The sequence below is a fragment of the Streptomyces sp. NPDC057307 genome (assembly GCF_042667665.1).
Taxonomy (GTDB): Bacteria; Actinomycetota; Actinomycetes; order Streptomycetales; family Streptomycetaceae; genus Streptomyces.
This window is the reverse complement of record NZ_JBHUZM010000076.1, coordinates 13,155-36,797: the sequence shown is the minus strand read 5'-3', so window position 1 is coordinate 36,797 and position 23,643 is coordinate 13,155. Positions and strand designations below refer to the sequence as shown.

Sequence of the window (23,643 nt, the reverse complement as noted above, 5' to 3'; positions counted from 1 at the left end):
CCCGGGACCAGTTACGGTCCCGGGCCACCCCTTCGGACTGGGCTCAGCCTCGCCTCAGCCTTCGTTCAGCGTCGGCTCACGCTTCCTTCGTCAGGTTCGGACCGGCGCCGCCGCCGGCCGCCTGCTCGATCGGCGGGACGTCGGGCAGTGCCGACTTCTCCTCGCCGCGGAAGCTGAACTTCTTCTCGTCGCCCTCGCCCTCGGTGTCCACGACCACGATGTGACCGGGGCGCAGCTCACCGAAGAGGATCTTCTCGGAGAGGATGTCCTCGATCTCGCGCTGGATCGTCCGGCGCAGCGGCCGGGCGCCCAGAACGGGGTCGTAACCCTTCTTGGCGAGCAGCGCCTTGGCGTTCGGGCTGAGCTCAAGGCCCATGTCCCGGTCCTTCAGGCGCTCGTCCACCTTGTCCACCATGAGGTCGACGATCTGGATGATGTCTTCCTCGGTGAGCTGGTGGAAGACGACCGTGTCGTCGACACGGTTGAGGAACTCGGGCCGGAAGTGCTGCTTCAGCTCTTCGTTGACCTTGTTCTTCATCCGCTCGTAGTTGGACTTGGTGTCGCCCTGGGCGGCGAAGCCCAGGTTGAACCCCTTGGAGATGTCCCTGGTCCCGAGGTTGGTCGTCATGATGATGACCGTGTTCTTGAAGTCCACGACCCGGCCCTGGGAGTCGGTCAGCCGACCGTCCTCCAGGATCTGCAGAAGGGAATTGAAGATATCGGGGTGGGCCTTCTCGACCTCGTCGAAGAGAACGACGGAGAACGGCTTCCGGCGCACCTTCTCGGTGAGCTGGCCGCCCTCTTCGTACCCCACGTATCCGGGGGGAGAACCGAAGAGACGCGAAACCGTGTGCTTCTCGCTGAACTCCGACATGTCGAGGGAGATCAGCGCGTCCTCGTCGCCGAAGAGGAATTCGGCGAGCGTCTTGGACAGCTCCGTCTTACCGACTCCGGAGGGGCCGGCGAAGATGAACGAGCCACCGGGACGCTTGGGGTCCTTCAGACCCGCCCGCGTACGCCGGATGGCCTGGGAGAGCGCCTTGATGGCGTCCTTCTGGCCGATGACGCGCTTGTGGAGCTCGTCCTCCATACGGAGCAGTCGCGAGGACTCCTCCTCGGTGAGCTTGAAGACCGGGATGCCCGTGGCGGTCGCCAGGACCTCGGCGATCAGCTCCTCGTCCACCTCGGCGACGACGTCCATGTCGCCGGCCTTCCACTCCTTCTCCCGCTTGGTCTTCGCGGCCAGCAGCTGCTTCTCCTTGTCGCGGAGCGAAGCTGCCTTCTCGAAGTCCTGGGAGTCGATGGCCGACTCCTTGTCGCGGCGGACGTTCGCGATCTTCTCGTCGAACTCGCGGAGGTCCGGCGGAGCGGTCATCCGGCGGATGCGCATCCGTGAGCCGGCCTCGTCGATCAGGTCGATCGCCTTGTCCGGCAGGAAGCGGTCCGAGATGTAACGGTCGGCGAGCGTCGCGGCTGCGACCAGCGCGGAGTCCGTGATGGACACGCGGTGGTGCGCCTCGTAACGGTCCCGCAGGCCCTTGAGGATCTCGATGGTGTGCGGCAGCGACGGCTCTGCCACCTGGATCGGCTGGAAGCGGCGCTCCAGCGCGGCGTCCTTCTCCAGGTGCTTGCGGTACTCGTCGAGCGTCGTCGCACCGATGGTCTGGAGTTCCCCACGGGCGAGCATGGGCTTCAGGATCGAAGCCGCGTCGATCGCGCCCTCGGCGGCGCCCGCACCCACGAGGGTGTGGAGCTCGTCGATGAACAGGATGATGTCGCCGCGGGTGCGGATCTCCTTGAGGACCTTCTTCAGGCGCTCCTCGAAGTCACCTCGGTAGCGGGAGCCCGCGACCAGGGCGCCGAGGTCCAGGGTGTAGAGGTGCTTGTCCTTGAGGGTCTCGGGCACCTCGCCCTTGACGATGGCCTGCGCCAGTCCCTCGACGACCGCCGTCTTGCCGACGCCGGGCTCGCCGATGAGGACCGGGTTGTTCTTCGTACGGCGGGACAGCACCTGCATGACCCGCTCGATCTCCTTCTCGCGCCCGATGACCGGGTCGAGCTTGGACTCACGAGCTGCCTGGGTGAGATTCCTGCCGAACTGGTCCAGGACGAGGGAGGTCGAGGGCGTGCCCTCGGCCGGGCCGCCGGCGGTGGCGGCCTCCTTGCCCTGGTAGCCGGAGAGCAGCTGGATGACCTGCTGCCGCACCCGGTTGAGATCGGCGCCCAGCTTCACGAGGACCTGGGCGGCGACGCCCTCGCCCTCGCGGATCAGGCCGAGCAGGATGTGCTCGGTGCCGATGTAGTTGTGGCCGAGCTGAAGGGCCTCGCGGAGCGACAGCTCCAGGACCTTCTTGGCACGGGGTGTGAAGGGGATGTGGCCGGACGGAGCCTGCTGGCCCTGCCCGATGATCTCCTCCACCTGCTGGCGGACCGCCTCGAGCGAAATCCCGAGGCTCTCCAGGGCCTTAGCGGCGACACCCTCACCCTCGTGGATAAGGCCCAGGAGGATGTGCTCGGTGCCGATGTAGTTGTGGTTGAGCATCCGGGCTTCTTCCTGAGCCAGGACGACAACCCGCCGCGCGCGGTCGGTGAACCTCTCGAACATCGTTAATCGCTCCTCAGAGCGGTCAGGCAGTAAAGGGGTCGGTCCCCTCCCTGTCCTTCCGCAGCTTAGTCCCGCAAGCGGGGACCGCTCATTCCAACTGCCGACATCCGCCGTGATCACCCCGCCGTCGGCGGCGAACTTTCCTCACGAACAGCCGACACCTGCTCCAACCTGATGGTGCGAGACGATGTTCCCGCAGGCCAGACAGATACCCCCGCTATCGGTACGCCGATGGCGAACGTGAGACGTCCGGGACCGCGTGTCGCCCCTCCCCACTAGGAATGTCTTACCCGTAAGCACCGACAGTCCATGCGGCGCACCCCGGTTCGCTCCGCTACGGGCGAACACCCTTGCACTCCCGAATGCTTCCGTACGCCCCCACGGCGAACACGTAGAGCGAGCATGCGTCGACAGTGCGTAACTCAATGGCTGGGCGGGGAGTTGGTCCGTGCATGGCCCTCCCCGTTCCGTCGCCCCGCGCGCCGCTGCCGCTCGAAGGCGGCAGCGCCTTCTGGTACGAGCACGAGCTGGGCTGGGCCACGGCGGCGGGACCACCCGTCGCACTGCTGACCGGGCTCCGCTTCGACGTACTCGAACTGCCGGCCGACGCGGGCGCCGCGGTGCTGCGGCGGATCGACGCGGCCGGTACCGGGCCGGTGGCGCTCGTCGAGGGCCGGATGCGGCTGCTGGTGGCCGCGGGCGGCGCGGACGAACTGCCGGGGCTGCTCGACTGGCTGGAGTGGGGCGGCATCGCGCTCGATCTGACCGCCGTCGGCGCCGACGGCCGGCTGACCGCTCCGGAGCCGCCCGGAAGGCCGAGGGGCCCGACGGGGATTCCGCCGAGAGTCGGGGAGGACTGTGGGCGTCCGGGGGCGGAGCAGGGGGCCGCCGTGTGGCTGCGGCCCCCCGAGCCGGGACGCGAGGTGGAACCGACGCTGCCGGCTCTCACTCATTTCGGACACGGGCCCGGAGGCAGTGCCGGACTCGGGGACAGGGGTGGGGGTGTCCCCGATCTCGTTCGACTCGTGGACACGGCGGCGACGGAGTGCCACCGGGCCCGATTGCTTCGTGGAGAATCGACGGGTACGAAATCTCAGCCGTTGGCCTTCTCGTAGGCTTCGCGGATCTCGGCCGGAACACGACCGCGATCGTTGACGCTGTAGCCGTTCTCCTTGGCCCACTTGCGAATTTCCGCGGTGTCCTTGTTCCCACCCGCGGCGGCGCGGCCCTTGCCACGGCCACCGGCGGCGCGGCCACCGGTACGACGGCCACTCTTGGTGTACGGGTCGAGCAGCCCACGCAGCTTGTCGGCATTCGCGTTCGTGAGGTCGATCTCGTAGGTCTTGCCGTCCAGCGCGAACGTGACGGTCTCGTCAGCCTCGCCACCGTCGAGGTCGTCAACAAGAAGGACCTGAACCTTCTGTGCCACCGGTTTTCCTTTCATCGAAAATGCAGTACGCCGAAAGGAAACCGCTTTTCTCAGGAAAACACAAACCCCCGGCAGAGGTTCTGTAGCACAAGAACACGGGAAACGTGCGCGATTCGGACATAGGGTTCCGGGTTCTTCCGCCGCTCACAGGTGCAGAAGCATCCGGCTGTTACCCAAGGTGTTCGGCTTCACCCGTTCGAGACCGAGGAACTCGGCGACACCCTCGTCATAGGAACGCAGCAGCTCGCTGTAGACATCTCCGTCGACAGGAGTCTCACCGATCTCCACGAAGCCGTGCTTGATGAAGAAGTCGACTTCGAAGGTCAGACAGAATACGCGCCGCACACCGAGCCACCGGGCGGTCTGCAACAACTTGTCGAGCACATGGCGTCCGACGCCGTCGCCCCGGAAGCGTGGATCCACCGCGAGAGTGCGCACTTCGGCGAGGTCTTCCCACATCACATGGAGTGCGCCGCAGCCGACGACCGTGGCGTCGTCGTCGCGTTCGGCGACCCAGAACTCCTGGATGTCCTCGTAAAGCGTCACCGTCGCTTTGTCGAGCAGGATGCCTTCGCTCACGTACGGGTCGACGAGACGACGGACCGCGGACACATCGCTCGTCCTGGCCCGCCGGACGGTGATGGCATTTGTCGCGGCTTTCGGATCCCCAGAGGACATGACTGGACGCTATCGCCCCGCCGGATGCTCTCGGTCGGCGCCCTCGGACGGGACTTCGTCAGGCACTTCGGGCGGCACTTCGGACTGCGATCCGGGCGGTACTTCGGGCGGTACTTCGGACGGCACTTCGGGGGTCGCTTCCCGCCGGTCTTCCGGCGCCGTCTCCGGCGCGGCCTCAGGGATCACTTCCGGCCGGTCGGTGCGCACCATACGCACCGCGTCCTCCAGGGCGTCGCGCTGCGTCGCCGACATCATCCCGAAGAAGGCGACAAGAGCGGCCGCCGGGTTGTCGCTCTTCGACCAGGCTTCGTTCATCAGCGCGGCCGCGTAGGCGGCACGGGTGGAGACCGCCGTATATCTATAGGCGCGGCCGTCGACTTCCCTGCGCACCCAGCCCTTCTGATGGAGATTGTCCATTACGGTCATCACGGTCGTGTAGGCGATGGACCGTTCCCGCTGAAGGTCTTCGAGGACTTCCCGGACGGTGACCGGACGGTTCCATTGCCAGACGCGACTCATGACGGCGTCTTCCAGATCTCCCAATTGGCGGGGCACATCGTCACCATAGTGCGAGATGTCTGAATGGCCGGTTATTGACGTTACAAAAAGGACGTACGACCTGGCGGAAGTCGTACGTCCTGATCTACGACCGTGCGGCCGTCAGGCACCGGAAGGGCTGCCGCCCTGCTGCTCCACGGCCTCCGCGCGGGCGAGCGCGGCGTCCACGGCCGCGTCCTCCTTCGTCTTGTTGTCCCCGCCCTGGCTCTTGACGATCGTCACGACCAGGCCGATGAAGAAGGCGGCCATCACCACGGGCGGCACGAGAGCGGATACGTAGTCCATGGCTCAAGAGTAGCTATCCGGCGGCCCGGCGCTCCTGCGGGGGCGCGGGCTTACGGCGTGGCGGGAAGACCTCGGACGGTTTGGGCATCGGGCGCTCGGTGGCGGGGCGCCCGGGGGCCGCGGGGCGGCGCGGCGGCGCGGGCTGCTTCCCCGGCTCCTTGCCCGGCTCCTCCTTGGGCGGCTGCGGGTCGGCCGCGGCGCGGCCGCCCTGGAGCGCGAGCAGCCGGGTACGGGGCGCGGGAGCGGCGGGCGACCGGCCGGCGAGCCGGGCCCGTACGGAGTTCTCGGCGATCCGCTGACAGCGGTCGAGCAGTGCGGCGGCGACGGGTGCGGCGCGCAGGGTGCGCAGAGCCATGAGGTCCTCCGGGCGGGGGTCGTACCCGGCTGCCAGGGCGTCCTGGAGCAGCTCCAGATAGCCGGCGGCCGAGCCGGGAAGCGCGGCGCGGTAACGGGCGAGGTCGGCGAGGAGGAAGGCGCGCAGTCGGCCGGCCTCGCGGACCGCCTCGTCCACGGACTCGGCGAGGCGCAGGCATGCCTGGACGTCCTCGTCGGGGAGGGGAGCGGGGTGGAGGGCGACGGCGAGGGCGCCTCGGAGCACACGCAACTCGTCTGCGCCGAACGCCATGCCGCCGCGGGATCCGTAGGGCGTGGGCATGAGGTGACGATACTCACGAACCGCACAAAATCGTCTAAACGCGACAGGTGCGGCGCGGCGGGGTGTCGGGCTCCTCGACCTGCCGCGACCTGGCACGACCTTGTCCGCCTCGTTCGCCGGACGGGCCGCTCTGCGGGGCCGTCCGGCGATCGGGCGCGTTCCGGTCGGGACCGGTCGAGAGGGGTTGGGATCCGTCGGAATCCGTGGGGATTCATCGGGACCGGTCGGGGCTTACATGCGCGAGACGTTCCGCTCGTACACCAGTCGCAGTCCGATCAGCGTCAGCCACGGCTCGTGCTCGTCGATCACCGACGCCTCGCCGAGGATGATCGGCGCCAGGCCGCCCGTCGCGATCACGGTCACCTCGCCCGGGTCCTCCGCCAGCTCGCGCGCCATCCGGGTCACGACCCCGTCGACCTGGCCGGCGAATCCGTACACGATGCCCGACTGCATCGCCTCGACCGTGTTCTTGCCGATGACGCTGCGCGGCCTCGCCAGCTCGATCTTGCGCAGCTGGGCCCCCTTGATGCCGAGCGCCTCCACGGAGATCTCGATGCCGGGCGCGATGACCCCGCCCGTGTACTCCCCGCGCGCGCTGACCGCGTCGAACGTCGTGGCCGTGCCGAAGTCCACGACGACCGCGGGGCCGCCGTACAGCTCGACGGCGGCGACCGAGTTGATGATCCGGTCGGCGCCGACCTCCTTGGGGTTGTCCACCAGGATCGGCACACCGGTCTTGATGCCCGGCTCGACCAGGACGGCGGGGACGTCTCCGTAGTAGCGGCGGGTCACCTCGCGCAGCTCGTGCAGGACGGACGGCACGGTGGAGCAGATCGCGATGCCCTCGATGCCGTCGCCCAGCTCGTCGCCGAGCAGCGGATGCATCCCCATCAGTCCCTGAAGGAGGACGGCGAGTTCGTCGGCCGTACGGCGCGAGTCCGTGGACACGCGCCAGTGTTCGACGATCTCCTCGCCGTCGAAGAGACCGAGGACGGTGTGGGTGTTGCCGACGTCGATGGTGAGCAGCATCAGACACCCGCCTCGCGCAGGTCGAGACCGATGTCGAGGATCGGGGCGGAGTGCGTGAGGGCGCCGACGGCGAGATAGTCGACGCCGGTGTCGGCGTACGCGCGGGCGTTCTCCAGGGAGAGCCTGCCGGACGATTCCAGCAGGGCCCGGCCGGCGACGAGCGCGACGGCCTCCGCGGTCTCGGCCGGGGTGAAGTTGTCCAGCAGGATCAGGTCGGCGCCCGCGTCGAGGACCTCGCGGACCTGCTGGAGCGTGTCTGTCTCCACCTCGATCGCCAGGTCGGGGAACTGGTCCCGTACGGCCTTGAAGGCTTCCGCGACCCCGCCGGCGGCCACCACGTGGTTGTCCTTGACGAGCGCGGCGTCGGAGAGCGACATCCGGTGGTTGACGCCGCCGCCGCAGCGCACCGCGTACTTCTCCAGGGCGCGCAGTCCCGGCGTCGTCTTACGGGTGTCGCGGACCTTCGCGCCGGTGCCTTCGAGCGCGTCGGCCCACGCGCGCGTGGCGGTCGCGATGCCGGAGAGCCTGCACAGGAGGTTGAGCGCGCTGCGCTCGCCGGTGAGCAGGTCACGGGTGCGGGTGGTGACGCTGAGGAGCTTCTGGCCGGCCTCGACGCGGTCGCCGTCCTCGACGTGCCTCTCGACCTCGAAGTCCTCCGTACAGACGAGGGACAGGACGGCTTCGGCGACGCGCAGTCCGGCGACCGTGCCGCTCTCGCGGGCCGTGAAGTCGCCGGTGGCGACGGCGTCGGCGGGGACGGTCGCGACGCTCGTCACGTCCACCCCGTGGTCGAGGTCCTCGCCGATGGCGACGTGGGCGATGTCCTCGACCTGGACGGGGTCGAGGCCGGCGTCGGCCAGCAGCGCGGCGAGCGCGGGGTCGAGGCCGCACTCCAGCGAGTCCTCGCCGTCGGAACAGCCGCAGCCGTCGCCGCAGCCCCCGGCGGCGGACGCCGGGGCACCGATCTGGATGAGCGGTACGTCCACGGCCTCGGGGCGTGGACTGTCTTCGGGCGTGCTCACGGTGACGGCTCCCTGGGGACGGGGGGATCTACGGGGTGTACGGCGGGAAATGCGGGGGTGTCGGTCCGGCTCAGCTCCAGGGCGCGGCCCGTACCGAGGCGTACGACGAGATGGCGGCGCCAGTCGGTTTCGTTCCGCTCGGGAAAGTCCTCGCGCCAGTGGCAGCCGCGGGTCTCCTCGCGCTCCAGGGCGGCGGCCACCAGGACGCGGGCGACGCACAGGAGGTTGGAGGTCTCCCACGACTCGACGCCCGGCTGGGCGGGCTTTCCGGGGTCGGTGGGGCGCAGCGCGTCCTGGTACACGGCTTCCAGGGCCTCGGCGGCCACGCCCAGGCTCGTGGCGGACCTGAGGACGCTCGCGCCCGCGGACATGATCCGCTGGATCGTGAGGCGGGCCTCGGGGGCGATGAGCGGCAGGACGGCGGTGGACCCGGCCGACGCGCGGGCGCCGGCCGCGCTCCGGGAGTCGGGGCGGGGGGCGGGGTGGGGGGCGGGGTGGGGATCCGCCGCGACGGCGGCGATGTCCGCCGCGATGCGCTCGGCGAACACCAGCCCTTCGAGAAGGGAGTTGGACGCCAGCCGGTTCGCGCCGTGCACGCCCGTGCAGGCCACCTCGCCGCACGCGTACAGGCCCGGCACGGTCGTACGGCCGTGCAGGTCCGTGACGACGCCGCCGGACGCGTAGTGCGCGGCGGGCGCGACCGGGATCGGCTCGGTGACCGGGTCGATGCCGTGCGACCGGCAGGCGGCGAGGATCGTCGGGAAGCGGGTGGCCCACATCTCCGCGCCGAAGTGCCTGGCGTCCAGATACATGTGCTCGGCGCCCTGCTCCCGCATGCGGCGCATGATGCCCTTGGCGACGATGTCGCGGGGCGCCAGCTCGGCGAGTTCGTGCTGGTCGAGCATGAAGCGGACCCCGTCGGCGTCCACGAGATGTGCGCCCTCGCCCCGTACCGCCTCGGAGACCAGCGGCTGCTGGCCCTCCGACCCGGCGCCGAGGAAGAGCACCGTCGGGTGGAACTGCACGAATTCGAGGTCGGAGACCTCCGCCCCGGCCCGCAGCGCGAGGGCCACGCCGTCGCCGGTGGAGACGGCGGGGTTGGTCGTCGCCGAGAAGACCTGGCCCATGCCGCCGGTGGCCAGGACGACGGCGGGGGCGCGGACGGCGCCGACGCCGTCGTGCTGGCCCTCGCCCATCACATGGAGGGTGACGCCGGAGGTGTTGCCGTCCTCGTCCGTAAGGAGGTCGAGGACCAGCGCGTTCTCGACCGTACGGAGGGAGGCGTCGCGCACCGCGTCCACCAGGGCGCGGGAGATCTCCGCGCCGGTCGCGTCGCCGCCCGCGTGGGCGATACGGCGGCGGTGGTGGCCGCCCTCACGGGCCAGCTGGAGATCACCCGTCGCGGAGGTGTCGAACCGCGCGCCGGTCCCGATCAGCCGGCGTACGGCGTCGGGCCCCCCGGTGACCAGGGTGCGTACGGCCTCCTCGTCGCAGAGGCCCGCGCCCGCCACGAGGGTGTCGCTCAGGTGCTGCTCGGGGGTGTCGCCCTCGCCGAGGGCGGCGGCGATGCCGCCCTGCGCCCAGCGGGTGGAGCCGTCGTCGAGGCGGGCCTTGGTGACGACGACCGTCCTGAGCCCGGCCGCCGTGCAGCGCAGGGCCGCGGTGAGCCCGGCGACACCGGAGCCGACGACGACCACGTCGGCGTCGATGGCCCAGCCGGGCACGGGCGCGGGCAGCTGGATGCCGGCGGGCCGGCCTGGGCTCGGCTCCCGTGCGGACTCGGCGGTCACTGGGCGGCTCCGAAGGTCAGGGGGATGTTGTCGATCAACCGTGTCGCGCCGACCCGCGCGGCCACGGCGAGGACCGCGTCGCCGGTGTGGTCGTCGGGGACCTCGGTGAAGTCGGCGGGGTCCACGAGCGCGAGGTAGTCGAGCGTGAAGGACCGGTGGTCCCTGACCGCCTGGTCGAGGACGACTCGGGCCGCCGACCGTACGGCGTGGGCGCCGCAGCCGGGCGCCCGTGGCGTACGGGACACCGCGTGCGCCACGGCGTGGGTGTCGGCGGCGGCGCGGGCCTCGCCCAGTGCCGAGAGGGCGGCCGCGCGGGCCTTGGACGTGGGTGCGGACTCCGCGCGGGCGCGCAGCGCGTGCTGGGCGCCGAGGCGGTCCCGCGCGGCGAACAGGGCGCGGGAGAGGGCGAGCGCGGTCCGGCGTTCGGCGGTGGAGAGGAAACGGTTGCGGCTGGACAGCGCGAGACCGTCGTCCTCCCGGACCGTGGGCACACCGACGATCTCGACGGGGAAGTTCAGATCGCGGGCCATCCGCCGGATCAGCCCGAGTTGCTGGGCGTCCTTCTGTCCGTAGAAGGCGACGTCGGGGCGGGTGAGGTGGAGCAGCTTCGCGACGACGGTGAGCATGCCGTCGAAGTGGCCCGGCCGCGCGGCGCCTTCGAGGCGCTCCCCCATGGGGCCGGCGGAGATCCGGACCTGGGGGGCGCCGCCCGGGTACACCTCGTCGGTGGACGGCGCGAACACGGCGTCGGCGCCTGCCGCCTCGGCCGTCTTCAGGTCCGATTCAAGGGTCCGGGGGTAGCGGTCGAGGTCTTCGCCCGCGCCGAACTGGAGCGGGTTGACGAAGACGGTGACGACGACGAAGCCTGCCCGGCCGACGTGCGCGCGGGCGGCCCGTACGAGCGCGGCGTGGCCGTCGTGGAGGGCGCCCATCGTCATGACGACGGCGGTGCGCGGGGCGGGTGTCGTCTCCTGTACGGCTGTCCGCTCCCGTACCGCTGTCGTCTGCCCTGCGGCTGTCCGCGCGTCGCCGTGCCGGGCGAGCAGCCCGTCCAGCTCCGCGCGCGTGGAGGCCAGTTCGAGGCTCATCGGTCGTCGCTCCCCCGGTGGTGGTCGCCGTCGGCCAGGACGTCCAGCAGGTCCTCGGCCAGCGCCGGCTTGAGCAGGCCGTGGGCGAGTGCCCGGTCGGCCGTCGTACGGGCCATCGCCAGATAGCCGGGCACGGCGGCGGGCGCGTGCTCGCGCAGCTCGGCGACGTGCGCCGCGACGGTGCCCGCGTCGCCGCGCGCCACGGGGCCGGTGAGCGCGGCGTCGCCGGAGCGCAGCGCGTTGTCGAGGGCGGCGCCGAGGAGCGGGCCGAGCATCCTGTCCGGTGCCTCGACCCCGGCCTTGCTCAGCAGCTCCATGGACTGGGCGACCAGGGTGACCAGGTGGTTCGCACCGAGCGCCAGAGCCGCGTGGTAGAGCGGGCGGGCGTCCTCCTCGATCCACTCGGGTTCGCCGCCCATCTCGATGACCAACGCCTCGGCGGCCAGGCGCAGTTCCTCGGGAGCCGTGACCCCGAAGGAGCAGCCCGCCAGCCGCTGGACGTCCACGGAGGTGCCCGTGAACGTCATCGCGGGGTGGAGCGCGAGCGGCAGCGCGCCCGCGTGCAGGGCGGGCGACAGCACCTTCGTGCCGTACCTCCCCGATGTGTGGACCAGCAGCTGTCCGGGGCGGACGGCTCCGGTCTCGACGAGTCCTTCGACCAGACCGGGCAGCGCGTCGTCCGGGACGGTCAGCAGCACCAGTTCGGCCCGGGCGAGCACCTCGGCGGGCGTCACGAGGGGCACGTCGGGAAGGAGGACGGCCGCCCTCCGTACGGAAGCGTCGGAGACGCCCGAGGCGGCCACCGGACGGTGGCCGGCGAGCTGGAGAGCGGCGGCCAGCGTCGGTCCGACCCGGCCGGAACCGACGACTCCGACCGTCAGCCGGGCGGGCCTGTCCCTCGGGTCACGAGGATCGGTGGGGACTGCTGATGCGTTCACGCGGTGGGGCCTTCCGTTCCAGTCCGCGACGGGTACCGGACGATTTCTCGCCATGCTACGCCAGCGTTTCGTGGCATTCCCCGACTGTCCACAGGCTGTGGGCGGCCCCGGCGAAAGCGCTGGGCGGGGCGCTTGCCGTGGGCGATGATCGCACCATGGGAGACACGAGCGAGCAGGACGAACGACGGCGACGACTGGCCGCCTGGCTGGCCTCCGGACGGACGCTCTGGCGAAGCTCCGCCGACCGGCCCGTCGGTGAACGGCTGGCCACGCTGGCCGCCGACGCGTCCTCGGTCTACGACCTGGACGAATGGACCGACGTGTACGGGGGCGGGGTCGTCGCCGAGCTGGAGAGCCGGGTGGCGACCCTGCTCGGCTTCCCGGCCGCCGCCTTCTTCCCGACCGGGACGATGGCACAGCAGGTGGCACTGCGGTGCTGGGCGGGGCGCACCGGGAACGCGACCGTGGCACTGCATCCGCTGGCCCACCCGGAGGTCCACGAGGGCGGCGCCCTGTCGGTCGTGAGCGGGCTCCGTACGATCCACCCGACGTCCGAGCCCCGGCTGCCGACGGCCGACGAGATCCACGCGACGGACGAGCCGTTCGGCACGCTGGCGCTGGAACTGCCGCTGCGCGACGCCGGGTTCGTCCTGCCGACGTGGGACGAACTCGTCGCCGTGGTGGCGGCGGCGCGCGAGCGGGACGCGGTGGTGCACTTCGACGGTGCGCGGCTGTGGGAGTGCGTGACGCACTTCGGCCGGCCGCTGGAGGAGATCGCGGGGCTCGCGGACAGCGTGTACGTGTCCTTCTACAAGTCCTTGGACGGGATGTCCGGGGCGATGCTCGTGGGGCCTTCGGCGGTGGTCGAGGAGGCGCGGGTGTGGCGGCATCGGTACGGAGGGCAGGTCTTCCAGCAGTATCCGGCGGCGCTGTCCGCTCTGCTGGGGCTTGAGCGGGAGCTGCCGCGGCTGCCGTCGTACGTCGCGCACGCGCGCGTGGTCGCGGCGGCGCTGGCGGAGGGGTTCGCGGAGCCGGCTCCGGGGCCGGGGTCCGGATCGGGGTCGGTATCGGGATCGGACGCCGGGCCGCTCGCGCCGTGGTTCCGGGTGCACCCGCGGCGGCCTCACACGCACCAGTTCCAGGTGTGGCTTCCGTACGAGGCGCGGGTGCTGAGCGAGGCGGCGGTGCGGCAGGCCGAGGAGACCGGTGTGACCCTGTTCCGCCGCTGGTTCGACTCGGGCGCGGGGCCGCCGGGTGTGGCGGTGACGGAGGTGACGGTGGGGGCGGCCGGACTGGAGTGGACGGCGGACGATGTCCGGCGGGCCGTACGGGAGTTCATGGCGCTTGTGGAGGCGGAGAACAGGCGCGTGGACGGGCCCGCCGAGGGCACCACCGACGGGCCCGCCGATTGACCGAGGCCGTCAATCGTCCGCCGCGCTGTCAGTGGTGGCGTGCAGCATGGACGCATGAGCGTGACCATCGACATCACCGGGCTGCCCCACGAGCGGATCGTCTTCGGACCGTCCCCGCTGGCCGAGCTGGGCGCGGCCCTGCACGCGCTCTCCGAGCCCGGCCACCATGCCCGGCTCCACGGCTGGGTCACGTCCACGTCCGCCGGTCTGAAGCCCGAGTTGGCCGACCGGCTGCACGAGGCGGATTTCCTGTGGCGCTCCACCCGCTCCGACATCCTGCTGCCCGCCCGCCCCCGCGAGACGCTGGTCGAGGAGCTGGACGACCTCGGCACGATGCCGGACGAGCAGTACGTGGCGGCGGCGCTGGAGATCTCCTGCGCCAGTCAGTACGACACGGGCGCGCCGTCGCCGCTCGTGGACGCCGGTACGCGCGAGCGCGTGCTGGAGCTGGCGGCGGCGCGCGGGCCGCGCCAGTCCGCGTTCATCCGGCGGATGCTGGCCGACCCGCCCGCCGTCCGTGCGTGGATACGGCGGCTGCTGGAGGACTGCGACGAGGCGTTCTTCGCCGACACCTGGCGGCGCGTGCGGGTCCAACTGGCCGCCGACGCCCGGCACAAGACCGAGCTGCTGCGGCACAAGGGCCTCGCGGAGGCCGTCGCCGCCGTCTCGTCCGCGGTGAGCGTCCAGGAGAGCGGACCGGCCACCGCCGTCGTCGTGGACAAGCTCTCCTCGGGCCGTACGAGCGCCGCCGGATCGGGCCTGACCTTCCTGCCGACCGCGTTCGGCTGGCCGCATCTGATCGCGTTGCACGCGCCCGGCTGGCAGCCGGTCGTGCAGTACCCGGTGGGCAGCCCGGAGCCGTCGGGCGGCGCGCCCTCCGTGGAGGTGGTCAAGCTGCGGCTGGAGGCGGTGGCGCACCCCATGCGGATGCGGCTGTGCCGGAGTCTCGCGCGGGGCTCGTACACGACCGGCGAGCTGGCCGACACGTACGGGATCACGGCGCCGGAGGTGTCCCGGCATCTCTCCGTGATGCGCAAGGCCGGGCTGCTGACGACCCGCCGCCGGGGGCGCTACGTGCTGCATCAGCTGGACGTGACCATCGTGGCCCGGCTCGGCAGCGACTTCCTGGAGGGCGTGCTGCGGTGACGCCCGGGCCCGCACACGGCCTCGGTCGAAGCCCGGTCGAACCTCGGTCGAAGCGCTCGAATCAGCCGGATCTCGATCGAACCTCACCCGGCCTCACCTGGCCTCAGTCGAACCTCACCCGGCCTCAGTCGAAGCGGATGTGCTTGACACCGGTCCAGGCGCGGCGCAGCCGGTGGCGGAGCGCGCTGTCGGTGTTCGGGGCGAGGCGCAGCCCCGCCGACGCGGCGATGGTGTCGGCGACCTGCGGGACCGTCATACGGTCGGTACGGATGTGCTCGCCGAACTCCGGCCGGGACAGCCGCTCCAGACAGTGGTCCAGCTTGGCGACGGCGAAGCTCTCCCGCTTGAGCCCGAGCCCCAGCCCGCGCTCGGTGAGCCTCTTCAGGACGGTCTCGCGCGCGGCGAGCAGCGCGAAGTGACGTACGTCGTGCCCCTCTTCGCGCAACCGACCGACGATCTCCTTGAAGTAGCGGTCGTCGACGAGCGTCATGGGGGCGATCACCGTGCCGTCGTGCTCGCGCAGCACCAGGTCGAGCACGTCGTGGACCCCCTGCCGCCAGGCGGGCAGGTCCTGGAAGTCCCCCCGGAGCCCGGCGGGCATCATGCGGTGCAGCCCGAACCCGACCCGCTCGGGATCGCAGATGACGCTGCCCGGCAGCCGCCGCGCGATCTCGTGCGCGGTCTGCGTCTTTCCGCCGCCGAAGGGCCCGTTGAGCCACAGGAGCATCAGAGGGCTCCGCCTCCGGCGCGCACCAGCCCCGACTCGTACGCGAGCACCACGACCTGCACCCGGTCGCGCAGGGCGAGCTTGGTGAGGATGCGGCCGACGTGCGTCTTCACGGTCGCCTCGGAGAGCACCAGCCGGGCGGCGATCTCGCCGTTCGACAGGCCCTGGGCGACCAGCAGCATCACTTCGCGCTCGCGGCCCGTCAGCCGCTCCAGCGCGCCGGTGGCCGCCCTGTTCTCCTTGCCGCTCGGCAGCATCGCCGAGAAGCGGTCGAGCAGCCGCCGCGTCGTGGACGGTGCGACGACCGCGTCACCGCTGTGCACGGCCCGGATCGCGGTCAGCAGCTCGGACGGCGGCACATCCTTGAGCATGAAGCCGCTGGCGCCCGCCTTGAGCCCCGAGAAGGCGTACTCGTCGAGGTCGAACGTCGTCAGGATGAGCACCTTGGGCGCGTCGGGCTCCGCGCAGATGCGCCGGGTCGCCTCCACCCCGTCCAGGCGTGGCATGCGTACGTCCATGAGGACGACGTCCACGGCCGTGGCGCGCAGATTCTCGATCGCCTCCGCGCCGTCGCCCGCCTCCGCGACGACCTCCATGTCCGGCTGTGCGGCCAGCACCATGCGAAAACCGGTGCGCAGCAGCACCTGGTCGTCGACGAGCATCACGCGGATCGACATCGGCGGGTTCCTTGTCCGTTGGGTGCGGCGGTCGGTGAGTGGTTCTGTCGCTGGATGCGGCGGTCGGTCGACGGGGCGCTGCCGGCAGCCGTGGCGGTCGCCGCTCAGTGCGCGGGCTTCAGCGGAAGCAGCGCGCTGATCCGGAAGCCGCCCCCCGGCCGCGGCCCCGCGTCGAGCGTGCCGCCGACCATGCCGACGCGCTCCCGCATCCCGATGAGACCGTGCCCCCGGCCGTCCGCGCCACCGTCCACGTACAGCTCGTGACCCGCGCCGCGCCCGTCGTCCTCGACCAGGAGTCCGAGCCCGTCGTCGAAGTAGACCAGACGCACACTGGCTCCCACATCGGGTCCACCGTGCTTGCGGCTGTTCGTCAGCGCCTCCTGCACGATCCGGTACGCGGTGAGCTCCACGCCGCTCGGCAGCGACCGGGGTGTGCCCTCGACCTTGAAGTCCACGGTGAGCCCCGCCGACCGCACCTGTTCGACCAGGTCCTCTATCTGCTGGACGTCGGGCTGCGGCACGTACTCGCCGCTCTCCTTGACGTCCCCGGTCCGCAGCACGCCGAGCAGCCGGCGCATCTCCGCCAGCGCCTGCCGACCGGTGCCCGAGATGGTCTCCAGGGCCTGTCTGGCCTGCTCGGGGGCGGCGTCCATGACATAGGCGGCGCCGTCGGCCTGCACGACCATCACCGACACGTTGTGCGCGACGACGTCGTGCAGCTCGCGGGCGATCCGCGCGCGCTCGGCGGCGACGGCCACCTTGGCCTGCGCCTCGCGCTCCTTCTCCAGCCGGGAGGCGCGCTCCTCCAGCTGGGCGAAGTAGGCGCGGCGGGTACGGATGGAGTCGCCGAGCACCCAGGCCAGCACGAAGGGCACGGTCAGCACGACGGTGAGGAAGATCTGCCCGCTGAGACTGGTCTCGCTCGTGGGCCAGCGCACCTGCGCCAGCGGCGCCGCGGCCACCCCGCCGATCAGCCCCAGCCGGGAGGCCCAGCGCGGACCGCCGCGGGCGGCGACCGTGTAGATGAGCACCAGCATGGCGAAGTCGGCCGGATTGACGATGACATCGGTCAGCAGCTGGACGACGCCCAGGCCGGCGGCGAGCAGCAGCATCTTGTCCGGCGCCCGTCGGCGCAGCGCGACGGTCAGCGACAGCAGCAGGACGACGACGAGGGACACACTCGTCGTCTCGGTGCCGATGTCCCGCTCCGCCCCCACGAACAGCACGGAGATCCCGAAGAGCATCACAGCCCAGAAGCTGTCGACGCCCGTCGGGTGTCTGCGGAGAAAATCATAGAGGCGCTGCACGTAACCCAGCGTAGGGATGCCGTAGAGGTGGAAGGGTCAACCGGAGGGCCGATCCGGTCGGACGATACGTACTCCCCAAGGTGGAGACTTGGGGATGTGACGGATGAGACGTGTAAGTGCGACGAGGCTCACGGGGCTCTGTGCGCCGTGGAGCCGCGCGGCTGGGCCGCGGCCATGGAGAGCGCACTGTACGGCCCCGAGGGCTTCTACCGGCGCCCTGAGGGGCCCGCGGGCCACTTCCGCACCTCCGTCCACGCCTCCCCGCTCTTCGCGTCGGCCGTCGCGCGTCTGCTGGTGGCGACCGCCGAGGCCCTGGACACCGACGAGATCGCGCTGGTCGACGTCGGGGCGGGGCGCGGGGAGCTGCTGACGGGGGTCCTGGCCGCCGTACCGGACGGGCTGGTCGTACAGCCGTACGCCGTCGAACGCGCCGCGCGCCCGCCGGGACTCGATCCGCGCGTCGAGTGGACCGACAGGCCCCCGGCAGGTGTGCGGGGGCTGCTGTTCGCCAACGAGTGGCTGGACAACGTGCCGGTGGACGTCGCCGAGACCGGGCCCGACGGGACGGTGCGGTACGTCCTCGTCGGCCCCGACGGTACGGAACGGCCCGGCGCCCCGGTCGACGGACCGGACGCCGCGTGGCTGGCGCGCTGGTGGCCGATGGCGGGGCCGGGCGCCCGCGCGGAGATCGGCCGCACCCGTGACGAGGCGTGGGCCGCCGCCGTGGCGACGCTGGACCGGGGGCTGGCGGTGGCCGTCGACTACGCGCATGTACGGGGCGACCGGCCGCCGTTCGGGACGCTGACCGGGTTCCGGGACGGCCGCGAGGTACGGCCGGTGCCGGACGGCAGTTGCGACATCACCGCCCATGTGGCGCTGGACGCGTGCGCGGCGGCCGGCGTCCCGGAGAGCGTCGGTGGCGGGGACGCCTTCGTACTGAGGCAGCGCGATGCACTGCGCCGCCTCGGCGTCAGCGGTGAACGCCCGCCGCTCTCCCTCGCCACGACCGACCCCGCCTCCTACGTACGTTCGCTCGCCGCCGCCGGCGAGGCGGCCGAACTGACGGCACGCGGCGGCCTCGGGGACTTCGGCTGGCTGATGCGGCCCGTCGGTACGGCTCTGAGAGACTGGGCCGTATGACGGAGACCACCCGCACGACGGTCGGCATCGGCGGCGCGGCCGAGAGCACGGACATGGTGCTCAACATCGGGCCCCAGCACCCCTCCACGCACGGTGTGCTCCGACTGCGGCTGGTGCTCGACGGCGAGGTGATCCAGCACGCCGAGCCGGTCATCGGCTATATGCACCGCGGCGCCGAGAAGCTGTTCGAGGCTCGCGACTACCGCCAGATCATCATGCTCGCCAACCGCCACGACTGGCTGTCGGCCTTCTCCAACGAGCTGGGTGTGGTGATGGCCGTCGAGCGCATGCTCGGCATGGAGGTCCCGCGGCGCGCCGTCTGGACCCGGACCCTGCTCGCCGAGCTGAACCGGATGCTCAACCATCTGATGTTCCTCGGCTCCTACCCCCTCGAACTGGGCGGGATCACCCCGGTGTTCCACGCCTTCCGGGAGCGCGAGGAGCTGCAGGCCGTCATGGAGGAGATCTCCGGCGGCCGGATGCACTTCATGTTCAACCGCGTCGGCGGTCTCAAGGAGGACCTGCCCGCGGGCTGGCTGGGCCGCGCCAGGCACGCGGTCTCCGAGGTGCGTTCGAGGATGGACGTGTACGACAGGCTGGTCCTCGGCAACGAGATCTTCCGGGGCCGGACCCGGGGTGTGGGGGTCCTGTCGGCGAACGCCGTGCACGCGTACGGGGTTTCGGGGCCGATCGCGCGGGCCTCGGGCGTCGACTTCGACCTGCGCCGCGACGAGCCGTATCTCGCGTACGGCGAACTCCAGGACACGCTGAAGGTCGTCACCCGCGAGGACGGCGACTGTCTGGCCCGCTTCGAGTGCCTGCTGGGCCAGACCCACAACTCGCTGGACCTCGCGGACGCGTGCCTGGACCGGATCGCCGACCTGGAGCCCGGTCCGATCAACCAGCGGCTCCCGAAGGTCCTCAAGGCGCCCGAGGGACACACGTACGCCTGGACCGAGAATCCGCTCGGCATCAACGGCTACTACCTGGTGTCGAAGGGCGAGAAGACGCCGTACCGGCTGAAGCTGCGCTCGGCGTCCTTCAACAACATCCAGGCCCTCACCGAGCTGCTGCCGGGCACGCTGGTCGCCGACATGGTGGCGATCCTCGGATCGCTCTTCTTCGTCGTCGGCGACATCGACAAGTAACGACGCGATCGGCGCCCGGGTCCGGCCCCGGCTCAGGGTCGGGGCCGGTCCGCCCTAGGAACCGATCGCGCTGCGCAGCTGCCCCAGCGGCTGCGGTTCGCTCTCGTCGTGCTCGGTCAGATCGATGACCTGGCCCACCGCCCGGTCGTCGGTCCTGCGCTGTACGGCCAGGGCCTCCTCGCCGACCACATCGGCGAGGTCCTCGTGCTGCGCCCGCTCCAGCTCCGCCGCCTCGGGCCGAGCGGCCCGGGTGTCCACGGCCGCCGGGTCGGGGCCGTCCTCCGCCGCGTCGCCCGCGGTCGAACCGTCCGCGGCGGGACCGTCCTTCTGCGTACCGAAGAAGTCGAAACCTCCCTCGGGACCCCGCTGCAGCCGGTGCCGGCGGTTGTACGGGACGATCGCGGACGCGCCGGGGTGGGGGCGGGTCGCGGGCAAGGACGACGTCGGCCGGGCCTTCAGCGGGAGCGCGGACGACGGGCGTGTGTGCTCGGCGGCCGCGGCCGCTTCCGCCGCCGCGCGGCGCTTCTTGTCAGCCTTCTCCTGCTCGGCCTTCTCGGCGCGGGCCTTCCGCTCGGCCTTCGCGGCCTGCTTCGCCCGCTCCTCCTCCGCCGCGGCCTCGCGGGCGGCGCGCTCGGCGAGTTCACGCCGGCGGGCCTCTTCGAGGATCCGCTTCGTGTGTTGCAGGGCGCCGTTGCGCGTCAGGTCGTCCAGGGCCCGCGCGGCACGGTGGTAGACCGACGCGCTGGACGTACTGCCCGCGGGGAGCAGCGCCTTGGGCTCGCGGGACGCTTCGATGGCGAGCTGGCGGGTGCCCTCCAGCGCGCTGGCGCGGGCGGTCTCCGCCGTGGCGTACCGCCGCAGGAGCGCGGCGTGCTCACCGCGCAGCTTCGCGAGTTCCACCCGCTTGGCGCGCAGCTTGCTGTCGAGCCGGGTGCGAATCTCACGCGATTCGTCGATGTCGGCTTCGAGTTCGGCTATTCGCTCCTCTGTCTTCCACTCCTCGCTGGCCTGTGCACGCAGCAGCTCGGCGACGCGCCGGCCCGCGGCCCGGTCCCAACTGCGCATCAGATAGGCGCCGGTGGCGGCCGTGGCCGCGGTGACGACCACCAGCCCGCGGAGCGCCACGGGTTCCGCGAGGAGCCAGGCACCCGCGGCGCACAGAGCGGCGGCCCCGGCTACGGCCGACGGCGGCAGAATCCTGTGGAGGGGCGGGGAATGGCGGTGGCGTCCACGTGGCATGGCCCGAAATTTACCGCGCGTGGGCGCGGAATGGGGGTCGGCCGGACAATCTTTCCCCGTCCGTTGCCGACTCCACTCCCGTCCCTCTACTTCCCGCCGGACTTCCCCCGCTTCCCGCCTACTTGCCGATCAGGTCTTTGGACTCCAGATACTCCTTGGCGACATCGGCGGGCTTCGCGCGCTCCGCGTCGACCTTCAGGTTGAGCTTCGCGAGATCCTCTGTCGTGAGGGTGTCGGTGAGCTTGCCGAGAAGGTCCGCTATCTCCTGAGAACCGGCGTCCTTGGCATTGACCACGGGAAGTACGTTGTCCGCGTTCTGCAGCTTCTTGTCGTCCTCAAGGACCACCAGACCGAAGCTGTCGAGCGTGCCGTCGGTGGTGGTGCTCAGGACCAGCTGGTCCTTGCCGTCCTTGACCGCCTGCTTGGCCTGCGGAGTGCCGACACCCTGCGGGTCGATGCCGGTGACGTCGATGCCGTACGTCTCCTTGAGGCCGGGCGCGCAGAACGGCCGCACCTCGCACTCGTCGCCCGCGGCGATCTTCACCTTGAGCTTCGAGGCGCCCAGATCCGAAAGGGTCTTGAGCTTGTTCTTCTCGGCGTATTCCTTCGTCACGGCGAAGGCGTTCTGGTCGACCGCCTTGCCGGCGGGGAGAACCTTCAGTCCGCGCGGCTCGGCCAGCTTCTGCAGGGCGGCGACCGTGGCGTCCGCGTCGCTGGAGGCGAGCGGCTTCTTCACGGCCTCGTCCGCGCCGTTCACCTTGGCGTTGAGGAATTCGGTGAGGGTCGCCGCGTATTCGGGAACGACGTCGATCTCGCCCTTCTCCAGGGACGGCTCGTACAGCTCGCGGTTCTTCACCGTGGTGACGGAGGCGTCGTATCCGCCGTCGCCGAGGATCTGCGCGTAGAGCTCGGCGAGCACCTTGGACTCGGTGAAAGCCGCGGCGCCGACGACGAGGGAGCCCTTCTTGTCGGAGCCCGAGCCCTTGTCCGAGCCGCTGTCCGATTCCAGGCTGTCGCCGCCGCACGCGGCGAGCGACCCGGTCAGGGCGACGACGCCAAGTACCGCACCCGCCATGCGCGAGGTCTTGCTCATGAAAGTTCACCATCCGTAGAGAGGCCTGAGGAGGAGGCCGGGAAGTCGGCCGTCACACGGTTGTTCGTGTCACACCGTCGTGTCACTCGGTCGTCATGTCACACGGTTTTCGTCACCCGGTCCCGCGGGAGCACGTCATCGGCCGGGAGCACGTCGTCGGTACCGAGGACGTCGCTCGCCGCGCCGTCCCGCGCGCCGGGCACCGGTGCCCGGACGGTGGTGGCGGACGGCGACGGGTCGAGCACCCGGTCCAGCGCCACGAGCACGCCCTCGACGAGCAGGGCGAGCAGCGCCACCAGGAGCGCGCCGGCGACCACCTGGGGGGTGTCGTACGTGTTGAACCCGGCGGTGATGATCCGGCCGAGGCCGCCCTGCCCCACCATCGCCGCGATCGTGGCCGTGGCGACGACCTGGACGGACGCCGACCGGAGGCCGGTCATCACCATCGGGTACGCGAGGGGCAGCTCGACCCGTACGAAGAGCTGGCGCCCGGACATCCCCATGCCCCTCGCGGCTTCGAGCACCGCGCGGTCCACCTCCCGCATGCCCACGTAGGCGTTGGTCAGCAGCGGCGGCACGGCGAAGAGGACCAGGGCGACGATCGTCGGCACATAACCGGCGTTGCGCAGCGGGGAGAGCATGAACAGGGCGAGCACCGCGAAGACCGGGATCGCCCGCCCCACGTTGGAGATATTGACGGCGAGCGCGCCGCCCTTGCCGATGTGCCCGAGGTAGAAGGCCGTCGGCAGGGCTATCGCGCAGGCGAGCACGAGCGCGATCCCGCTGACGTACACATGCTCGCCGAGCCTGTTCAGCGCCCCGCTCTCGCCGGACCAGTTGGAGCCGGTCATCAACCAGGTCCACGCGTCACCGAGAACACCCATGGGTCAGCCCCCCACCTTCACCGGGCGGGCGGTCCGGCCCGCGCGCGCCGGACCTGACGCGCGGCCCTTGCCCGTACGTATCCGTGTCCAGGGCGTGAGCAGCCGCTGGAGTCCCAGGAGGAGCAGGTCGGCGGCGATGGCCAGCAGCACGCACAGCACGGAGGCGGCGAGCACCTGTGCCTTGAACAGGCTGGGCAGCGCGTCCTCGATGAGATTGCCGAGGCCGCCGCGCCCCACGATCGAGCCGACGGTCGTCAGGGCGATCGTCGAGACCGTCGCGATGCGGATACCGGCCATCAGCGCGGGCAGTGCGAGCGGCAGCTCGACCTCCCAGAGCAGGCGCCCGGAGCCGTACCCCATCCCGCGGGCCGCCTCCTTGGCCTCCGCGGGGACGGATTCGAGGCCCGCGATGATGTTCCTCACAAGGATCGTCAGTGAGTACAGCACCAGGCCGGTGACCACCAGCGCGGACGACAGCCCGAAGAACGGCAGGAGCAGCGAGAACATCGCCAGCGACGGGATCGTGTAGAGCAGGGTCGTCAGTCCGAGCACGGGGCCGGCGAATGCCGGTTTTCCGCGTGCGAGCAGGGCGAGCGGAAAGGCCACGAGCAGCCCGATGAGCACCGAGACGACGGTGATCCAGATGTGCTGGACAGTCGCATCGATCAACTCCTGGCTACGGGAGCGGAGATACTCTCCACAGATCCATTCGTTCGCCGCCAGACAGCTTTGAGTGCTCATCCACCCCCGCCTCCCCTATCTCCCCGAACGTATGTCTGGTGTCTTTGTCTGG

The 23,643-nt window shown here is 71.1% G+C and carries 23 protein-coding genes; 5 read left to right on the top strand and 18 right to left on the bottom strand.

Annotated elements, in window-relative coordinates:
• Positions 1-76 precede the first annotated feature (76 nt).
• Positions 77-2,605 carry an ATP-dependent Clp protease ATP-binding subunit gene (locus tag ACFUN8_RS23835; protein ID WP_383641072.1) on the bottom strand — a complete coding sequence of 843 codons (2,529 nt, stop codon included), beginning with the start codon at positions 2,603-2,605 and terminating at the stop codon, positions 77-79.
• 452 nt (positions 2,606-3,057) lie between these two features.
• Here ACFUN8_RS23835 and ACFUN8_RS23830 point away from each other — a divergent pair, with 452 nt between their 5' ends.
• The gene (locus ACFUN8_RS23830; RefSeq protein WP_383641069.1) at positions 3,058-3,720 is read left to right on the top strand and encodes an SCO3374 family protein; all 663 of its coding nucleotides are present in this window, start codon (positions 3,058-3,060) and stop codon (positions 3,718-3,720) included.
• Here ACFUN8_RS23830 and ACFUN8_RS23825 read toward each other — a convergent pair.
• From ACFUN8_RS23825 to ACFUN8_RS23780, 10 genes are all read right to left on the bottom strand, one after another.
• Positions 3,699-4,034 (bottom strand): Lsr2 family protein, encoded by a 336-nt coding sequence (locus ACFUN8_RS23825; RefSeq protein ID WP_023539576.1) that lies wholly within the window; start codon positions 4,032-4,034, stop codon positions 3,699-3,701. The two genes, ACFUN8_RS23830 and ACFUN8_RS23825, sit on opposite strands and share 22 nt — an antisense overlap.
• Before the next feature lie 144 nt (positions 4,035-4,178).
• Positions 4,179-4,712, bottom strand: a complete 534-nt coding sequence (locus ACFUN8_RS23820; RefSeq protein ID WP_382570160.1) for an amino-acid N-acetyltransferase — start codon at positions 4,710-4,712, stop codon at positions 4,179-4,181.
• Positions 4,713-4,721: 9 nt separating this feature from the next.
• A complete protein-coding gene (locus ACFUN8_RS23815; protein ID WP_383641066.1) occupies positions 4,722-5,231 on the bottom strand; it encodes a BlaI/MecI/CopY family transcriptional regulator in 510 nt (169 codons plus the stop codon).
• A gap of 141 nt (positions 5,232-5,372) precedes the next feature.
• Positions 5,373-5,555: a hypothetical protein gene (locus ACFUN8_RS23810; protein WP_383641063.1), complete on the bottom strand. Its 183-nt coding sequence runs from the start codon at positions 5,553-5,555 to the stop codon at positions 5,373-5,375.
• A gap of 13 nt (positions 5,556-5,568) precedes the next feature.
• The gene (locus tag ACFUN8_RS23805) at positions 5,569-6,180 is read right to left on the bottom strand and encodes a hypothetical protein (RefSeq protein WP_383641083.1); all 612 of its coding nucleotides are present in this window, start codon (positions 6,178-6,180) and stop codon (positions 5,569-5,571) included.
• A gap of 261 nt (positions 6,181-6,441) precedes the next feature.
• Positions 6,442-7,239 carry a type III pantothenate kinase gene (locus ACFUN8_RS23800; protein WP_382570155.1) on the bottom strand — a complete coding sequence of 266 codons (798 nt, stop codon included), beginning with the start codon at positions 7,237-7,239 and terminating at the stop codon, positions 6,442-6,444.
• The gene (nadC, locus tag ACFUN8_RS23795) at positions 7,239-8,261 is read right to left on the bottom strand and encodes a carboxylating nicotinate-nucleotide diphosphorylase (RefSeq protein ID WP_383641060.1); all 1,023 of its coding nucleotides are present in this window, start codon (positions 8,259-8,261) and stop codon (positions 7,239-7,241) included. Before nadC ends, ACFUN8_RS23800 begins: the two co-directional genes overlap by 1 nt.
• The gene (locus tag ACFUN8_RS23790; protein WP_383641057.1) at positions 8,258-10,051 is read right to left on the bottom strand and encodes an L-aspartate oxidase; all 1,794 of its coding nucleotides are present in this window, start codon (positions 10,049-10,051) and stop codon (positions 8,258-8,260) included. The genes nadC and ACFUN8_RS23790 overlap by 4 nt, the downstream gene beginning before the upstream one ends.
• Positions 10,048-10,989, bottom strand: a complete 942-nt coding sequence (panC, locus tag ACFUN8_RS23785) for a pantoate--beta-alanine ligase (protein WP_383641080.1) — start codon at positions 10,987-10,989, stop codon at positions 10,048-10,050. The genes ACFUN8_RS23790 and panC overlap by 4 nt, the downstream gene beginning before the upstream one ends.
• A gap of 146 nt (positions 10,990-11,135) precedes the next feature.
• Complete coding sequence (locus tag ACFUN8_RS23780; RefSeq protein ID WP_383641054.1) at positions 11,136-12,077, bottom strand: Rossmann-like and DUF2520 domain-containing protein; 942 nt, start codon at positions 12,075-12,077, stop codon at positions 11,136-11,138.
• 155 nt (positions 12,078-12,232) lie between these two features.
• Here ACFUN8_RS23780 and ACFUN8_RS23775 point away from each other — a divergent pair, with 155 nt between their 5' ends.
• Both ACFUN8_RS23775 and ACFUN8_RS23770 read left to right on the top strand, forming a co-directional pair.
• A complete protein-coding gene (locus ACFUN8_RS23775; protein ID WP_383641051.1) occupies positions 12,233-13,489 on the top strand; it encodes a threonine aldolase family protein in 1,257 nt (418 codons plus the stop codon).
• Between the two features lie 54 nt (positions 13,490-13,543).
• A complete protein-coding gene (locus ACFUN8_RS23770) occupies positions 13,544-14,635 on the top strand; it encodes a DUF5937 family protein (protein ID WP_383641049.1) in 1,092 nt (363 codons plus the stop codon).
• Between the two features lie 124 nt (positions 14,636-14,759).
• Here the strand turns inward: ACFUN8_RS23770 and ACFUN8_RS23765 are convergent, their stop codons facing one another.
• The 3 genes from ACFUN8_RS23765 to ACFUN8_RS23755 form a co-directional block, all read right to left on the bottom strand.
• Positions 14,760-15,362 (bottom strand): AAA family ATPase, encoded by a 603-nt coding sequence (locus ACFUN8_RS23765; protein ID WP_383641046.1) that lies wholly within the window; start codon positions 15,360-15,362, stop codon positions 14,760-14,762.
• Positions 15,362-16,039, bottom strand: coding sequence for a response regulator (locus tag ACFUN8_RS23760; protein WP_383641044.1), 678 nt, complete (start codon positions 16,037-16,039; stop codon positions 15,362-15,364). Before ACFUN8_RS23760 ends, ACFUN8_RS23765 begins: the two co-directional genes overlap by 1 nt.
• Positions 16,040-16,143: 104 nt before the next feature.
• Positions 16,144-17,346, bottom strand: a complete 1,203-nt coding sequence (locus ACFUN8_RS23755; RefSeq protein WP_383641042.1) for a sensor histidine kinase — start codon at positions 17,344-17,346, stop codon at positions 16,144-16,146.
• A 174-nt stretch (positions 17,347-17,520) separates the two neighbouring features.
• Between ACFUN8_RS23755 and ACFUN8_RS23750 the strand changes: the two genes are divergently transcribed.
• Both ACFUN8_RS23750 and ACFUN8_RS23745 read left to right on the top strand, forming a co-directional pair.
• The gene (locus tag ACFUN8_RS23750) at positions 17,521-18,486 is read left to right on the top strand and encodes an SAM-dependent methyltransferase (RefSeq protein ID WP_383641078.1); all 966 of its coding nucleotides are present in this window, start codon (positions 17,521-17,523) and stop codon (positions 18,484-18,486) included.
• Positions 18,483-19,634: an NADH-quinone oxidoreductase subunit D gene (locus ACFUN8_RS23745; protein ID WP_383641039.1), complete on the top strand. Its 1,152-nt coding sequence runs from the start codon at positions 18,483-18,485 to the stop codon at positions 19,632-19,634. Before ACFUN8_RS23750 ends, ACFUN8_RS23745 begins: the two co-directional genes overlap by 4 nt.
• 54 nt (positions 19,635-19,688) lie before the next feature.
• Here ACFUN8_RS23745 and ACFUN8_RS23740 read toward each other — a convergent pair whose 3' ends face one another.
• The 4 genes from ACFUN8_RS23740 to ACFUN8_RS23725 form a co-directional block, all read right to left on the bottom strand.
• Positions 19,689-20,873 carry a hypothetical protein gene (locus ACFUN8_RS23740; protein ID WP_383641037.1) on the bottom strand — a complete coding sequence of 395 codons (1,185 nt, stop codon included), beginning with the start codon at positions 20,871-20,873 and terminating at the stop codon, positions 19,689-19,691.
• 118 nt (positions 20,874-20,991) lie between these two features.
• On the bottom strand, positions 20,992-21,966 hold the full coding sequence (locus ACFUN8_RS23735; RefSeq protein ID WP_383641034.1) for a glycine betaine ABC transporter substrate-binding protein: 975 nt from the start codon (positions 21,964-21,966) through the stop codon (positions 20,992-20,994).
• A gap of 98 nt (positions 21,967-22,064) precedes the next feature.
• Positions 22,065-22,850: an ABC transporter permease gene (locus ACFUN8_RS23730; protein WP_383641032.1), complete on the bottom strand. Its 786-nt coding sequence runs from the start codon at positions 22,848-22,850 to the stop codon at positions 22,065-22,067.
• 3 nt (positions 22,851-22,853) lie between these two features.
• On the bottom strand, positions 22,854-23,591 hold the full coding sequence (locus ACFUN8_RS23725; RefSeq protein WP_383641029.1) for an ABC transporter permease: 738 nt from the start codon (positions 23,589-23,591) through the stop codon (positions 22,854-22,856).
• Positions 23,592-23,643: the final 52 nt, after the last annotated feature.

What these genes read in the sequence shown, in the direction of transcription:
- ACFUN8_RS23815 (WP_383641066.1), bottom strand. Translation starts at nt 5,231, where the DNA reads ATGAGTCGCGTCTGGCAATGGAACCGTCCGGTCACCGTCCGGGAAGTC.
- ACFUN8_RS23745 (WP_383641039.1), top strand. Translation starts at nt 18,483, where the DNA reads ATGACGGAGACCACCCGCACGACGGTCGGCATCGGCGGCGCGGCCGAG.
- ACFUN8_RS23770 (WP_383641049.1), top strand. Translation starts at nt 13,544, where the DNA reads ATGAGCGTGACCATCGACATCACCGGGCTGCCCCACGAGCGGATCGTC.
- ACFUN8_RS23725 (WP_383641029.1), bottom strand. Translation starts at nt 23,591, where the DNA reads ATGAGCACTCAAAGCTGTCTGGCGGCGAACGAATGGATCTGTGGAGAG.
- ACFUN8_RS23735 (WP_383641034.1), bottom strand. Translation starts at nt 21,966, where the DNA reads ATGAGCAAGACCTCGCGCATGGCGGGTGCGGTACTTGGCGTCGTCGCC.
- ACFUN8_RS23805 (WP_383641083.1), bottom strand. Translation starts at nt 6,180, where the DNA reads ATGGCGTTCGGCGCAGACGAGTTGCGTGTGCTCCGAGGCGCCCTCGCC.
- ACFUN8_RS23800 (WP_382570155.1), bottom strand. Translation starts at nt 7,239, where the DNA reads ATGCTGCTCACCATCGACGTCGGCAACACCCACACCGTCCTCGGTCTC.
- ACFUN8_RS23760 (WP_383641044.1), bottom strand. Translation starts at nt 16,039, where the DNA reads ATGTCGATCCGCGTGATGCTCGTCGACGACCAGGTGCTGCTGCGCACC.
- ACFUN8_RS23750 (WP_383641078.1), top strand. Translation starts at nt 17,521, where the DNA reads ATGGAGAGCGCACTGTACGGCCCCGAGGGCTTCTACCGGCGCCCTGAG.
- ACFUN8_RS23765 (WP_383641046.1), bottom strand. Translation starts at nt 15,362, where the DNA reads ATGCTCCTGTGGCTCAACGGGCCCTTCGGCGGCGGAAAGACGCAGACC.
- ACFUN8_RS23730 (WP_383641032.1), bottom strand. Translation starts at nt 22,850, where the DNA reads ATGGGTGTTCTCGGTGACGCGTGGACCTGGTTGATGACCGGCTCCAAC.
- ACFUN8_RS23810 (WP_383641063.1), bottom strand. Translation starts at nt 5,555, where the DNA reads ATGGACTACGTATCCGCTCTCGTGCCGCCCGTGGTGATGGCCGCCTTC.
- ACFUN8_RS23835 (WP_383641072.1), bottom strand. Translation starts at nt 2,605, where the DNA reads ATGTTCGAGAGGTTCACCGACCGCGCGCGGCGGGTTGTCGTCCTGGCT.
- ACFUN8_RS23775 (WP_383641051.1), top strand. Translation starts at nt 12,233, where the DNA reads ATGGGAGACACGAGCGAGCAGGACGAACGACGGCGACGACTGGCCGCC.
- ACFUN8_RS23740 (WP_383641037.1), bottom strand. Translation starts at nt 20,873, where the DNA reads ATGCCACGTGGACGCCACCGCCATTCCCCGCCCCTCCACAGGATTCTG.
- ACFUN8_RS23820 (WP_382570160.1), bottom strand. Translation starts at nt 4,712, where the DNA reads ATGTCCTCTGGGGATCCGAAAGCCGCGACAAATGCCATCACCGTCCGG.
- panC (WP_383641080.1), bottom strand. Translation starts at nt 10,989, where the DNA reads ATGACGATGGGCGCCCTCCACGACGGCCACGCCGCGCTCGTACGGGCC.
- ACFUN8_RS23830 (WP_383641069.1), top strand. Translation starts at nt 3,058, where the DNA reads ATGGCCCTCCCCGTTCCGTCGCCCCGCGCGCCGCTGCCGCTCGAAGGC.